Source organism: Methylobacterium sp. WL7 (genome assembly GCF_008040085.1).
Classification (GTDB): domain Bacteria; phylum Pseudomonadota; class Alphaproteobacteria; order Rhizobiales; family Beijerinckiaceae; genus Methylobacterium; species Methylobacterium mesophilicum.
Window position 1 is genome coordinate 17,207 of record NZ_VRVG01000062.1, and the last position, 14,011, is coordinate 31,217.

13 protein-coding genes are annotated in these 14,011 nt (G+C 69.1%); 9 read left to right on the forward strand and 4 right to left on the reverse strand.

Annotation, left to right across the window (positions count from 1 at the left end; translation table 11 throughout):
* The first annotated feature begins 121 nt into the window (after window positions 1–121).
* Window positions 122–700: a polysaccharide biosynthesis/export family protein gene (locus FV233_RS16550; RefSeq protein WP_187193723.1), complete on the forward strand. Its 579-nt coding sequence runs from the start codon at window positions 122–124 to the stop codon at window positions 698–700.
* Window positions 701–721: 21 nt separating this feature from the next.
* On the opposite strand, the gene FV233_RS16555 is transcribed toward FV233_RS16550, so the two are convergent.
* Complete coding sequence (locus tag FV233_RS16555) at window positions 722–1,354, reverse strand: hypothetical protein (protein ID WP_147853892.1); 633 nt, start codon at window positions 1,352–1,354, stop codon at window positions 722–724.
* A 185-nt stretch (window positions 1,355–1,539) separates the two neighbouring features.
* Window positions 1,540–1,788 carry a hypothetical protein gene (locus tag FV233_RS16560; protein WP_058194484.1) on the reverse strand — a complete coding sequence of 83 codons (249 nt, stop codon included), beginning with the start codon at window positions 1,786–1,788 and terminating at the stop codon, window positions 1,540–1,542.
* A gap of 269 nt (window positions 1,789–2,057) precedes the next feature.
* Between FV233_RS16560 and FV233_RS16565 the strand changes: the two genes are divergently transcribed.
* Window positions 2,058–2,273 (forward strand): hypothetical protein, encoded by a 216-nt coding sequence (locus FV233_RS16565; protein WP_147853891.1) that lies wholly within the window; start codon window positions 2,058–2,060, stop codon window positions 2,271–2,273.
* A 55-nt stretch (window positions 2,274–2,328) separates the two neighbouring features.
* On the opposite strand, the gene FV233_RS16570 is transcribed toward FV233_RS16565, so the two are convergent.
* Window positions 2,329–3,387 (reverse strand): hypothetical protein, encoded by a 1,059-nt coding sequence (locus FV233_RS16570; protein ID WP_187277656.1) that lies wholly within the window; start codon window positions 3,385–3,387, stop codon window positions 2,329–2,331.
* A 17-nt stretch (window positions 3,388–3,404) separates the two neighbouring features.
* Entirely contained in the window at window positions 3,405–6,446 is a 3,042-nt protein-coding gene (locus tag FV233_RS16575) for a transglycosylase domain-containing protein (protein ID WP_147898090.1), read from the reverse strand.
* A gap of 173 nt (window positions 6,447–6,619) precedes the next feature.
* On the opposite strand from FV233_RS16575, the gene FV233_RS16580 reads away from it, so the two are divergent.
* The 7 genes from FV233_RS16580 (at window position 6,620) to gyrB (ending at window position 13,721) form a co-directional block, all read left to right on the forward strand.
* Window positions 6,620–6,907: a BrnT family toxin gene (locus FV233_RS16580; protein ID WP_147853888.1), complete on the forward strand. Its 288-nt coding sequence runs from the start codon at window positions 6,620–6,622 to the stop codon at window positions 6,905–6,907.
* Window positions 6,849–7,220, forward strand: coding sequence for a BrnA antitoxin family protein (locus FV233_RS16585; protein ID WP_147853887.1), 372 nt, complete (start codon window positions 6,849–6,851; stop codon window positions 7,218–7,220). Before FV233_RS16580 ends, FV233_RS16585 begins: the two co-directional genes overlap by 59 nt.
* A gap of 65 nt (window positions 7,221–7,285) precedes the next feature.
* Window positions 7,286–8,953 (forward strand): alpha-amylase family protein, encoded by a 1,668-nt coding sequence (locus FV233_RS16590; RefSeq protein WP_147898091.1) that lies wholly within the window; start codon window positions 7,286–7,288, stop codon window positions 8,951–8,953.
* A 58-nt stretch (window positions 8,954–9,011) separates the two neighbouring features.
* Entirely contained in the window at window positions 9,012–9,401 is a 390-nt protein-coding gene (locus FV233_RS16595) for a hypothetical protein (protein WP_147853885.1), read from the forward strand.
* Window positions 9,402–9,486: 85 nt separating this feature from the next.
* Window positions 9,487–10,131, forward strand: coding sequence for an MBL fold metallo-hydrolase (locus tag FV233_RS16600; RefSeq protein ID WP_147853884.1), 645 nt, complete (start codon window positions 9,487–9,489; stop codon window positions 10,129–10,131).
* 4 nt (window positions 10,132–10,135) lie between these two features.
* A complete protein-coding gene (locus FV233_RS16605; protein WP_147898092.1) occupies window positions 10,136–11,098 on the forward strand; it encodes an aldo/keto reductase in 963 nt (320 codons plus the stop codon).
* Between the two features lie 178 nt (window positions 11,099–11,276).
* The gene (gene gyrB / locus FV233_RS16610) at window positions 11,277–13,721 is read left to right on the forward strand and encodes a DNA topoisomerase (ATP-hydrolyzing) subunit B (protein ID WP_147898093.1); all 2,445 of its coding nucleotides are present in this window, start codon (window positions 11,277–11,279) and stop codon (window positions 13,719–13,721) included.
* Window positions 13,722–14,011 lie beyond the last annotated feature (290 nt).

A 14,011-nucleotide genomic window follows, 5' to 3' on the forward strand; every position in this document is an offset into this window, starting at 1 on the left:
TAAGGTTGCTTGAGAGTTAAGGCCGGCCGCGTGTCGCCCTGTTCGGAACAGGCCACCTCGCTGATCAAGGTTCATTAACCTTAACGGCCTAGACCGAACTGAATTGGCACCCATGACGGCGATGGTGATGAACCGGCGCGCTCTTTTCCTCGCACTTGGCTCGACGTTGGCGCTCGGCGGCTGCCTGCGTCCGACCTTCCGGACCGACCAGCTCGATGCCACCGGCACCGGCTCGATCGGCGCCCGCTACCCGCTCTCGGCGGGCGACAAATTGCGGGTGATCGTGTTCGGCCAGGACAACCTGTCGAACATCTACGCCGTCGACGGGGCGGGCAAGATCGCCATGCCGCTGATCGGCACCGTGCAGGTCGGCGGCCAGACCACCGGCCAGGCGGCGAAGGCGATCGAGGCCAAGCTGTCCTCCGGCTTCGTGCGCGAGCCGCACGTGACCGTGGAGGTGGATACCTACCGCCCGTTCTACATCCTGGGCGAGGTCACGACCTCCGGCCAATACCCGTTCGTCAACGGCATGACCGTCGAGACGGCCGTGGCGATCGCCGCCGGCTTCGGCCCGCGGGCGGCCCGCGACTACGCGGTGCTGACCCGCGACACCGGGGGCGGACTCGTGTCGGGCATCGTGCCGATGACCTACTCGGTCCGGCCGGGCGACACGATCGTGGTCAAGGAGCGATTTTTCTAGCCCGGAACACCGCCGTCCCGCTCAGCGGGCAGGCTGCCACACGTTGATGACCCGCATCGCGGTCTGCTGCGGCGGGATCGGTGTCGCCACCGGCGACGACGGAACCGACGTGCCACGCGCCATGACGCGGCGCGCCTCGCTGGCGGGCGACGCGCCCACCGGCGTGAACAATCCGGCGAGCTGCTTGCGGGTGCCCTTGCTGACGAAGCGGGAGGTATGGACCGGCTCAAAATCCCGCAGGGCGTGGCGCTTGTCGGGATTGCCGGTGAACACCTTGGCGCCGGTGTTCAGGACGACGATGTCACCCGGCATCAGGGTCTCGTCCTTCATCAGCGCGGCGGCCGCGCCGGCCTTCATGTCGATGGGCGTCTGCCGTTCGCTAAGTTCGCTCTCCTTGGCGCGGATCCGCACCGGGAGCGCGGCGTACCGGGTCTGGAGACGGTGCCGGGCGTTGCCGAGCCGCGGGGTCGAGCGCCGGTAGACGGCGCGATCTTCGAGCGGCGCGGGGGCCTGCTGGACCGCCTGAGGCGCCGGCCGGGCACCGAACAGCATTTCGAGGAAGCCGATTTCGGCCGCCGGAGCCTGGACGATCGTTCCTGCGAGGAGCCCGGCGGCGGCGATGACGGCCAACGTGCTGCCCGTACGAAACCTCATAACGTCCTCCGGAACCGGCGTCGGTATCGATCGCCGGACGTTCAACCGCAAGGTGCGCGGGAGAGTTCCGGAATATTAGACGTCTTGAAGCGAAGTTCGACGAACGTTGCTACCGAGGCGGTATTCTACCGAATCGGATCAGGATCTATTGTGCAAAACCGGTTCGGTCCGCCGGTCGGCGCGGGTCAGGCCGGGGCGACCTGCTCGCCCTCGCCGATGCAGTCGAGGGCTCGCTCCACGGCGCTGACGGCGTCGAGGAGGTTCTGAACCGTGCGCTCGACCTCGAGCGTCGGACGGCCCATCGCGGCGGCGCGGGCACTCACATCCTCGAGCTGCTCGAGCAGGGCGAGGAGATCGCCGGCCACGGTCACGACCTCGCAGCGGGCGAGGCGGGTGACGGTCGGGCGCGGCCGGAAGGGCAGGACGTTGCTCATCGCCGACGGTTCTGGCCCGAAAGGCCCCGGATTCGCCAGGGGGAGGGACCCGACTTCCGGCAAATGGCGGCCTCTATCCGCCGCTAACGGCTGGAAAGGTGGATTTTCCGTGGCCGCCGCGCATCGGAGGCGGCAGAATCGGTTTACACCTCGCCGCCGGTCTTGACGGACTTGCCAGCGCGCTGACCATGCCGACACCGACTTTTCACCCTGCGATTCGGCGGCGGATAGTGATCCCTCGTGCGGTTCGGCATCGCTCAGGACCAATCATGCGCTTTACCCTTCTTGCCGTCGCGTTCCTGGCGGTCGGCGGCCTCGGCGCCTGCAACACCGACAGCCCCGACGGGCGCAGCGGCCTCGCCGACAGCTTCCGGCTCGACAACTATCGCGCCTCGAACGACACCAACGGCACCCAGACCCGGCGCGACGTGAACCGCGCCTACACGCAGCCGACCCTGCCTTCGATCGGCAACCGCGGGTTCTGAGCCCCCGAGCCGCCTCGATCCCGGAACGTCGATCCGGGATCGAGGTGTCGACCGGTCACCGCTTCGCGATCGCGTCCGCGAAGGTCGTGATGCGGTTGCGGGCGTAGACCGGCAGGCCGGCGCTGATCGAGCTGCCCGTGTTGAAGCTCGAATTGCCCATCAGCACCTGGGCCGGCAGCAGGTTCTTGAGCACCGGCACCCGGGCATATTCGGCCTTGCGGTCGAGGACATCGGCCTTGATGGCCAGCGCCATGTATGTGGTCACCACCGTCTTGGTGGGATCGTTCGGCAACGGCTGGAACACCGCCAGGAACTTGCCGAAGCGCAGGATCTGGTTGACCCAGAAGATCGTCTGCTCCAGCCCACCCGTCACCGGCGTGTCGATCCTGGTCAGCGCCTTCAGGGCCGCCCCCTGGTCGGCGCCGAGCACCCGCAGCTCGCTCTGGAACGAGACGTACTCGGCGATCTTCTTGGCCGAGCCCTCTTCGAGCTTGTTGGCGAGCTTCACGCCCAGCGGCAGCTTGCCTTCGAGGTCGTAGCGGGACTCGATGCAGGCGCCGGCACCCTCGCACCAGGGCCGGTCCGGGCGCTTGGCGAAGGCGGCGGCCGGGTCCTTGTTCGGCGCCACCTCGCCGGTGGTGATCGCCTTGTGCTTGATCGCCGGGTCCATCTTCTGGACGAAGCCGAGGTTGGCGAAGGCCTGGAGGTCGATCGCCTCGGGCGGCCGGGCGACCACGAATCGCCCTTCCGCCACGTAGACCTTCAGCGTCTCGTGCCGCGGCTTGGTCACGCCGTTCACCGTCACGGTGTAGTCCGGCTCCTTGTAGCCGGGGAAGGGCGCCAGCACCGCGGCCTCCGCCGGGCGGACCTTGAGCCAGTCCAGGTACGGGATCAGCCCGTTCTCGGGCGCCGTGGGGTTGTCGCGGTGATCCGTGAACAGGATCTGCCCCGGCTTGAGCGCGGCCGGATCGAGGGCGGTGACCGAGGGCACCTCCTTGATCCGTTCCAGCCCCGGCACGGTGTTGGCCGCGGGAGTCTGCGCGCAGACCGGGGCAGCGGTCGTCAGGACGAGGGCGAGGGCGGCAGGAAACTGCGTTCGCAACGGGCGTCTCATCGGTCGGAGCGGGTGGGTCAGTAGCCCGGGTCTTCGCCGAACAGGTAGTCCGGGTCGCGGCGGCGCGGCCGGCGCACGCCTTCGTCTCCGAAAGGCGAGCGCGCCGTCTGGCCGGGCCAGGGCCTGTAGGCGTCCTGGCCGTAGGAATCCAGATCGCCCTGCGCACGGCGGCTGCGCGCAGCGGGGCGTTCGCCGAAGGGATCGAGGGGATCGGGGGCGGCGCGTTCGCCGGTCATGTTGCCGTAATAGTCGCCGGCCACGCTCGCGCCGTCCTCACTGCCGGAGAGGTCGCCGTCCTGCGCGTCCGGCCGCATGGCGTAGAGGGTCTCGCGCGGCACCAGGCGGAACTGGGTGTCGGCCATCTGGCCGTCGCCGCTGGTGCGGAAATGCTCGATGAAGCCGCCGCCCGCGACCCGCTGGCCGTTATGCGGGTCGATCGCCAGGTCGGCGATGAACGGCCGCGCCTCGGGGGAGGGGCCGCGCAGGGGCGTCTTCGGGATGCCGTTGGCCCAGGCCGCCTGCAGGATGGTGGAGGCGATCGGGACCGAGAGATGCCCGCCGGTCTGACCGCGGCCGAGCGTCTTGCGGCTGCCGTCGGCGTTGTCGTAGCCGACCCAGACCACCACGGTGATCTCGTTGGTGAAGCCCGCGAACCAGGCGTCGTTCTCGTTCTCGGAGGTGCCGGTCTTGCCGGCGACGTAGGCCGACACCTTGGACAGGGCCGCCGCGGTGCCGTGCTGGGTGACGCCCTGCAGCATGGTCTTGAGCTGGTAGAACGCGATCCGGTCGGCCGAGCCGATCCGCGTGGGCTCGCGGGCGGCGTGGGTGTAGAGCGCCTTGCCGTCCCGCTCGACCGATTCGAGCGCGAACGGCGCCGGTCGGGCGCCCTCGTTGGCCACCGCCGCGTAGAACCCGGCAAGGTCGAGCATCCGGACCGGCTGGGCGCCGAGAACGAACGGATAGTAGGGCTCGCACTCGGCGTAGATCTGCGCCTCCAAGGCGATGTCGCAGACCCGCTTCAGGCTGGCCGGCGCCTTCGGGGCGATGCCCCCCTGCAATAGCCGGGCGGTGACGAGGTTCTTGGAGAATTCCAGGCCCCTGCGCAGGGTCGTGGGTCCGGAGCCGCCGCCCTCGTAGTTCTTCGGCGACCAGGAATCCCCGGATCCGCCGATCGGCGGCAGGGTCACGGCGGAATCCATCACCAGGGTGTTGGGCTGGAGCCCGGCATTCAGCGCGGCCAGGTAGGTCAGCGGCTTGAGGGTCGAGCCGGGCTGGCGCACCGCCTGGGTGACCCGGTTGAGCTGGCTCAGCGGATAGGAGAACCCACCCGCCATGGCCAGGATGCGGCCGGTCTGGTTCTCCATGACCAGGGCGGCACCCTGCACGTTGGGCCGGACCCGAAGCTGGGCCCGGGGCGCGCCGCGCCCCTCCGTGAGCTTGACCCGGACCACGTCGTAGAGCTGCAGCTTGCCCCGGGCGACGCCCGGATCGAGGGTGGCGGTGCGGCCGTCGGCAAGGCCGACCTTCACGGGTCCGCGCCCGGGCTCGAGCACGACGGCGACGGGCCAGTGCACGTCGTACAGGGTCGGCCGCGCGCTCTCCAGGGCACGCAGCCAGACGGGCTTCACCTGCGGCGCCGCCGCGACCTTCGGCTTGGGCGCCTTGGCGCCCGGTTTCGCATCGGGCTTCACCGGATCCTTCGCGGCCTCGGCCCGGGCCCCCGTCACGCCGGGCGCGCTCTGTACCGATCCTTCCGGCGCGGGCGTCGCCGCCTGGATCCGGCGGATGCTGTCGGCGAGGTTGAGTTCGGGACCCGTGTAGGTCTGGCGTCCGGTCGCGCGCTCGTAGTTGGCGAGCCCGTCCTGCAGCGCCCCCTCGACGGCGCGCTGGAGCCCGGCATTGATCGTCGAGCGGACCGTGAACGAGCCGGCGGTCAGCGAATCCACCCCCGCGAAGGTGCGGGCCTCGCGGTTCAGGTAATCGACCACGTAGAAGCCCGAATCCCGCCGCGTCGCGTCCACCGGCTTCAGCCCGAGATCGGCGTTGACCGCGCCGGCCATCTCGGCATCGGTGATCGTGCCTTCCTCCTTGAGGCGGGCGAGCACGTAGGCGCGCCGTTCGCGCGCCCGCTCCGGGTACTTGTCCGGACTGTAGAAGTTGGGTCCCTTCGGCATGCCGGCCAGCAGGGCGGCCTCCGGCAGGGTCAGCTGCCCGACCGACTTCCCGAAATAGCTCTGCGCCGCCATCTCGATGCCGTAGGCGCCGCGGCCGAGATAGATGCCGTTGAGGTAGAGCCCGAGGATCTGCGGCTTCGTGAGGATCCGCTCCAGGCGGGCCGCCACGATCATCTCGCGGATCTTGCGCTCGTAGGTGACGTCGTCGCCGACCGAGAGGTTCTTCACCACCTGCTGGGTGATGGTGGAGCCGCCGGCCGGCCGCCCGGGCGAGGCGAGGTTGCCGATGAAGGCGCGGATCACGCCGCGCTCGTCGATGCCGTGGTGGCTCTCGAAGCGCTTGTCTTCCGCCGCGATGAACGCCTTCTGCACGAGGTTCGGCACCGCGGTGATCGGCACCACGAGCCGGCGGCCGTTCGCCTCGAAGGTCTCGGCGAAGGGCTTGCCCGACCCGTCGAGGATGCGGGTCATGCCGGGCAGGACCTTGTCCCGGAGCGCCTCGGCGGTGGGCAGGTCCTTGGTGGCGTTGTCGTAGAACTCGATGACCTCGCGGGCATTGAACGGCGAGATCGCCGGGTTCTCACCCTTGCAGAACTGCTTGTAGCTGGTGTTCAGCTCGTCGAGGTTGAGCCCGTGCAGGATCTTCGGCGCCCCCGGCCCGGCGACGCTCGTCGGATCCTCCATGGCGGTGGTGATCAATTCATCGAGATTGATGTCCTCGATGTCGAACGCCTTGCGCATGTGGGCGCAGCCGTCGCGCAGCAGGCGCACGACCTCGGCCTGATCGGTGAACGGATCGAACTGGGTCCGCACCGCGTCCGGCCGCGTCGTGACCTGGCTCAGCGTCAGGGCCGTCGCGAACAGCTTGATCAGGATGGCGTTCATGCGGTCCGGATTCGAGGGGGCGGCGGAGCGGGTGCGAACCTCCCGGGTGCGCCGCCGAACTGGGCGAGCACAACGCGGCTGTTTTAAGGAAAAGCCTGCCGGGGTGCCCCCACCCGCAAGCTTCGCCACAGCACGTATTGACAGAACGTATTGACATCAAGGGGCGGCCGGCCATGTTCGAGTGGGACGAGGCGAAGCGCCGGGCGAACCTCGCCAAGCACCGCCTCGATTTCCGGGACGCGGTCGCCCTGTTCGACGGACGCCCCCGGCTCGAAGGTCCGGCAGCCTTCCGGGACGAGGCGCGCCACGTCACGGTCGGGGTCCTGGGTGAGGTGCACGTCACCCTTGTCTGGACCTGGCACCTGGATCGGCGGCGGTTGATCTCGTTCAGGAGGGCGCGGCGTGAAGAACGACAAGCATGCAGTCAGGCATTCGTCGGCGGACCTGACAGCGATGTTTGAGCACGGCGACAGCGAGAGCGACTGGGACGCCGTGAAGGCGCTGACCGATGCCGACGTCGACGCGGCCGTCGCGACCGATCCCGACGAGGCCGATCTGGAGATCGACTGGAGCCAAGCGGTCATCCATCCGGAGTCCCGGAAGAAGATCGTGACCATGCGGGTCGATGCCGATGTCCTGGCGTTCTTCAGGGAACAGGGGCGCGGCTACCAGACCAAGATCAACAGCGTGCTGCGCGCCTACATGGATCATGCGCGCGAGGAGCCGGATCGACCCCTTCGATCAGGCGGAACCAATTCCCGCCGGTCGTCGTAGGGTCGCCGGCGCGGCCGGTCCTCATGGCCGAACGGCGCTTCTGAAGGCGCCTCGCGAGGACCGGCATGATCAACGACCTCTGGTACAAGAACGCGGTCATCTACTGCCTGTCGGTCGGCACCTTCATGGACGCCAACGGCGACGGCATCGGAGACTTCGCCGGGCTCGAGCGGCGGCTGGACTACATCCAGGGCCTGGGCGCCACCGCGATCTGGCTGATGCCGTTCCAGCCCTCGCCCAAGCGCGACGGCGGCTACGACATCGCGGATTATTACGGGGTCGATCCCGATTACGGCTCGCTCGGCGATTTCGTCGCCTTCGCGCACGCGGCCAAGCAGCGGGGCCTGCGGGTGCTGATCGACCTCGTGGTCAACCACACCTCGGACAAGCACCGCTGGTTCCAGTCGGCCCGTTCCGACCCGAACTCGCCCTACCGCGACTGGTACGTCTGGTCGAAGGAGCGCCCGGCCGGCACCGACGAGGGCATGGTCTTCCCCGGCGTCCAGGAGACCACCTGGACCTACGACGAGAAGGCCGGCGCCTGGTACTTCCACCGGTTCTTCGACTTCCAGCCCGATCTCAACACCGCCAACCCCGAGGTGCTGGCCGAGATCCTGAAGATCATGGGCTTCTGGATCGAACTCGGCGTGTCCGGCTTCCGGATGGACGCGGTGCCGTTCGTCATCGCCGAGAAGGGCGCCGACGTCGGCGGCAAGCCGCGCGAGCAGTTCGACATGCTGCGCGACTTCCGCGAGTTCCTGCAATGGCGCAAGGGCGACGCGATCATCCTGGCCGAGGCCAACATCCTGCCGAAGCAGGACCTCGACTATTTCGGCGACGACGCCGACCGCATGCACATTATGTTCAACTTCCAGGTCAACCAATCGACCTTCTACGCCCTGGCCGCGCACGATGCCCGCCCCCTGGTGAAGGCGATCGAGCGGACCAAGCCCCGCCCGCTCTCGTGCCAGTGGGGCATCTTCCTGCGCAACCACGACGAGCTGGACCTCGGCCGGCTCACCGAGACGCAGCGGCAGGCGGTGTTCGCCGAATTCGGCCCCGAGAAGGGGATGCAGCTCTACGACCGCGGCATCCGGCGCCGCTTTGCCCCCATGCTGGCGGGCGACCCCCGCCGGATCCGGCTGGCCTACTCGCTGATGTTCACCCTGCCGGGGACGCCGGTGATCCGCTACGGCGACGAGATCGGCATGGGCGACGACCTGGGCCTGAAGGAGCGGGACTGCGCCCGCACGCCGATGCAGTGGACCGCCGAGCACAAGGGCGGCTTCTCCCGGGCCGAGCGGACGGTGCTGCCGCCGATCGATCACGGCCCCTACGGCTTCGCGCACGTGAACGTCGCCGACCAGCGGCACGACCGGGGCTCGCTGCTCAACTGGATGCAGAGCATCATCCGCCACCGCAAGGAGGCGCCCGAGATCGGCTGGGGCGACGTGACGGCGGTGCCCACGGGTAAGGCCTCGGTCCTCGCCCTGCGCTACGAATGGCGCGGCAACGCCATCCTGTGCGTGCACAACCTCGCGCCAGAGCCGATCGAGATCGCCCTCCGCTCCGGCGTGCCCGAGCCGGAGCCCGACATCCTGGTCGACGTGCTCACCGGCTCGCGCAGCGACGCCGGCCCCGAGGGCAGCCACTGCCTGTTCCTGGAGGGCTACGGCTACCACTGGTTCCGGGTCGGCGGCCTCGACGCATTGCTGAAGCGGACGCCGGGCTGAGCGGCGCCTCGCCCCCGCCCGCCCGGCGCGCTAGGGATGTGCCGGAGCGAGGATGCACATGGTTCGGACCAAACATTACCCCTCGGACGCGACGATCGCGGACGTGCTGCCCGGCCTCGAGGATGCCGAGGGCTACCTGCGCCAGGTGCTGGTCACGATGCGGATGTGCCAGAAGCATTACGGCGACGCCTGGGTCCGGATCGGGGTCACCGGCAAGGCGACGGCGCCGTCGTACCGGGTCGACCGGCCGGACGCGTCCTCCGCCCCGGCCGAAGCCGGAACCACGGAGCCGGGCACGGCGATCTTCGGCGCCTACGGCGGCCGGTCCCACGACCGCTTCACGAAGGTCAACACCGCCGAGACCCGGTGGAGCAGCCGGTCGATGGGCATGGCCGAGATGCTCGCGCTCCACGACAGCCTGCGCCGGCCGAAGGACGGGTCGGCCTGACCGGACGCGGGGTGCCGCACGGCCGGTTCTGCGCTAGAACCCGCTCCAGAGCGCCGACGGCGGCGCAGCCAACCCGCGGAACCCCATGCCAGGAACGCCCCGCGCCGGGATCATCCCGGTCACGCCCTTCCAGCAGAACTGCACGCTGATCTGGGACGACGCCACCAAGGTCGGCGCCGTCGTCGATCCGGGCGGCGACCTCGACCGGATCGAGGCCGCCATCCGGGAGCAGGGCGTGCGGGTCGAAAAGATCCTGCTGACCCACGGCCATGTCGACCACGCCGCCGGCGCCGACGAGCTCCGCGAGCGCCTCGGCGTGCCGATCGAGGGCCCGCACCGCGCCGACAAGTTCCTGCTCGATTCCCTGCCCGAGACGGCGGCCAATTACGGGATCGGCGAGGGCAGGGCCGTGACCCCCGATCGCTGGCTCGACGACGGCGACGCCGTGACGGTCGGCGAACTCGGCTTCGACATCCTCCACTGCCCGGGCCATTCGCCCGGCAGCGTCGTGTTCGTGAGCCGGGACGCGCGCTTCGCGCTGGTCGGCGACGTGGTGTTCAAGGGCTCGGTCGGCCGCACCGACCTGCCCGGCGGCAACCACGAGCAGCTGATCCGGGCGATCAAGGAGAAGGTGCTGCCGCTCGGCGACGACATCTCCTTCATCCCCGGCCATGGCCCGACCGGCACGCTCGGCGAGGAGCGCGTCTCGAATCCGTTCCTGCAGGGCTGACACCATGGACAAGCGTCGCATCGGCCGCTCCGACCTCCGGGTCGCGCCCTTCTGCCTCGGCGGCAACGTCTTCGGCTGGACCGCCGACGAGGCGACCTCGTTCGCGATCCTCGACCGGTTCGTGGAGCGCGGCTTCGACTTCATCGATACGGCGAACGTCTATTCGCGCTGGGCGCCCGGCCACCGGGGCGGCGAATCCGAGACCGTGATCGGCCGCTGGTTCGCGGCGCGCCCAGGCACCCGGGACAGGATCGTGCTGGCCACCAAGGTCGGCATGGACATGGGCGAGGCCGGCAAGGGCCTGTCGGCCCGCCATATCGAGCAGGCCTGCGAGGCGTCCCTGCGGCGGCTCCAGACCGACCGGATCGACCTCTATCAGTCGCATCTCGACGACGCGGAGGTGCCCCTGGAGGAGACCCTGCGGGCCTACGAGAGCCTGATCGCTTCGGGCAAGGTCCGGATGATCGGGGCTTCGAATTACGGCGCTGCGCGCCTGTCCGAGGCGTTGACGCTGTCGGCCTCGTCGGGCCTGCCGCGCTACGAGTGCCTGCAGCCGGATTACAGCCTGGCCGAGCGCGGCTACGAGGCGGAGCTCGAACCCCTGTGCCGGGCGGAACAGGTCGGCGTGATCGGCTACTTCTCGCTGGCGGCCGGCTTCCTCACCGGCAAGTACCGGTCCGCGCAGGATGCGGCGGGACGCGCCCGGGAGAACCGCGTCGCGAAGTACCTCACCCCGCGCGGGCTGGCGCTCCTCGACGTGCTTGATTCGGTCGCCCGGGACCGGGGCGCGACGCAGGCCCAGGTGGCGCTGGCCTGGATCATCGCCCGGCCCGGCATCACCGCGCCGATCGCCAGCGCGACGTCGGTGGCGCAGCTCGACGACCTGCTCGGCGCTGCCGAGCTGCGGCTGTCGGCCGAGGCGATCGCCCGTTTGGACGCGGCCAGCGCGGGCGGCATCGAGGGCTAACGGAGCGTTAAGCGCGGAGCCTCAGAAAAGCGGGTGCACGGGCGCGCGCGAGCCCGTAAAATCGTGCAATCTCAACGCGGAACCCCTATATCAGGTGGACCAAGCGAGAGCGCAGGCGTGGGCGCCCGACGGCGCGAGTCCCTCCGTCGCGAACTGGTCCGCCTGCCCGAGGAATTTCATGGCCGACACCCCTCCGAACGAGCCCGCCGAGTACGGCGCGGAATCGATCCGCGTGCTGAAGGGCCTCGACGCCGTCCGCAAGCGGCCCGGCATGTATATCGGCGACACCGACGACGGCTCGGGCCTGCACCACATGGTCTACGAGGTGGTGGACAACGCCATCGACGAGGCCTTGGGCGGCCATGCCGACCTCGTCACCGTGCAGCTCAACGCCGACGGCTCGGTCACGGTCTCCGACAACGGCCGCGGCATCCCCACCGACATCCACAAGGAGGAGGGGGTCTCGGCGGCCGAGGTCATCATGACCCAGCTGCACGCCGGCGGTAAGTTCGACCAGAATTCCTACAAGGTCTCCGGCGGCCTGCACGGCGTCGGCGTCTCGGTGGTGAACGCGCTGTCGTCGTTCCTGAAGCTCCGGATCTGGCGCAACGGGACGGAGCACGCGATGGAGTTCCGTCACGGCGATGCCGTGGCGCCCCTCGAGATCGTGGGCCCCGGCGAGGGGCGGCGCGGGACGGAAGTGACCTTCCTGCCCTCAACCAACACCTTCACGATGATCGAGTTCGACTACGGCACGCTGGAGAAGCGGCTGCGCGAACTCGCCTTCCTCAATTCCGGCGTGCGCATCGTCCTGACCGACGCGCGCCATGCCGAGCACAAGCGCGAGGAGCTGTACTACGAGGGCGGCATCGAGGCCTTCGTCCGGTACCTGGACCGGTCCCGCAAGCCGATCGAAGGCATGGCGAGCCCCGTGGTGGTCCGGGCCGAGCGCGAGGGCATCCGGGTCGAGGTCGCGCTCTGGTGGAACGATTCGTTCAACGAGACGGTGCTGCCGTTCACCAACAACATCCCGCAGCGCGATGGCGGCACGCACATGGCGGGCTTCCGGGCGGCGCTGACCCGCCAGATCACCGGTTACGCCGATTCGTCGGGCGTCTCGAAGCGCGAGAAGGTCTCGCTCACCGGCGAGGATTGCCGCGAGGGCCTGACCGCGGTCATCTCCGTGCAGGTGCCGGATCCGAAATTCTCGTCGCAGACCAAGGACAAGCTGGTCTCCTCCGAGGTCCGCCCGGCGGTCGAGAACGTGCTGAACGAGGGCCTGTCGACCTGGCTCGAGGAGAACCCGCAGCAGGCCCGCTCGGTGATGGGCAAGGTCGTGCTGGCGGCCTCCGCCCGCGAGGCGGCCCGGAAGGCCCGTGAGACCGTGACCCGCAAGGGCGCGCTGGACATCGCCTCGCTTCCCGGCAAGCTCGCCGACTGCCAAGAGCGCGACCCGTCGAAGTGCGAGATCCTGCTGGTCGAGGGCGATTCGGCCGGCGGCTCGGCGAAACAGGGTCGCGACCGGGCGTTCCAGGCCGTGCTGCCCCTGCGCGGCAAGATCCTCAACGTCGAGCGGGTGCGGGCCGACCGCATGCTGTCCTCGGCGGAGATCGGCACGCTGATCACGGCGCTGGGCGCCGGGATCGGCCGCTCGTCCACGGACCGGGAAGGCTTCAACCCGGAGAAGCTGCGCTATCACCGCATCATCATCATGACCGACGCGGATGTCGACGGCTCGCACATCCGGACCCTGCTGCTGACGTTCTTCTTCCGCCAGATGCCGGAGCTGATCGACCGCGGCCACCTCTACATCGCCCAGCCGCCGCTCTACAAAGCCGAGCGCGGCCGCAGGGCGATCTACCTCAAGGACGAGCGCGCCCTCGAGGATTACCTGATCGACCAGGGCACCGACGGGGCGATCCTGCGGCTCTCGACGGGGGCGGAGTTCACCGGGCCGCAGCTCAAGAGCCTGGTCGAGGAGGCCCGCGGCTTCCGCAACGTGCTCCAGGGACTCCACACCCGCTACGACCGCTCGGTGGTCGAGCAGGCGGTTCTGGCCGGGGCGTTCGACGGGGAGGCGGCGTCGAGGGTGGGCGAGGCCGAGGTCCTGGCCGACACGACCGCGCGCCGCCTCGATCTGATCGCCGACGAGATCGAGCAGGGCTGGCAGGGCGAAGCCCACGAGGGCGGCTATCGCCTCACCCGGACCCTGCGCGGGGTCAAGCAGGTCGCCACCCTGGATGCCAGCCTGATCTCGTCCCAGGAAGCCCGGCGCCTGTCCGAGCGCGCCGACGCGTTCCGGGAGATCTACGGCGAGCCGGCCACGCTGATGCGCAAGACCGACGAGACCGTGCTGCACGGGCCCGTCGCCCTGTTCGAGGCCGTGATGGCCTTCGGCCGCAAGGGCCTGCAGCTCCAGCGCTACAAGGGGCTGGGCGAGATGACCGCGCAGCAGCTCTGGGAGACCACGCTGGACCGCGAGGTGCGCTCCCTGCTGCAGGTGAAGGTCAAGGACACGACCGACGCCGACGACCTGTTCGTCAAGCTGATGGGCGACGTGGTCGAGCCGCGGCGCGAGTTCATCCAGGAGAACGCCCTGAGCGTCGCTAATCTCGACGTGTGACCGGCTTCTGAGGGGACGACCCGAAGCGACGGCGGCCACCCGCATGGGCCGCCGCCGCAGCGGTTTGATCGGCGGAAACGGCGATGCGAGACGCCTTTATCCAGCAACACGCCATATGACCCTGGTGCTCGATGGCCAGTCGGCGCTGCCGTGATCGATGTGTCGTTCGTGTGACAAATTTTGATGTGTGTGCGTTCGAGACGCGCATATCAATGAGCGCAACAACCCAATAGCGCTCAGTAAGACATCAATCTAATTTTGCGCATCTATGATAAAATACAGTATTATAG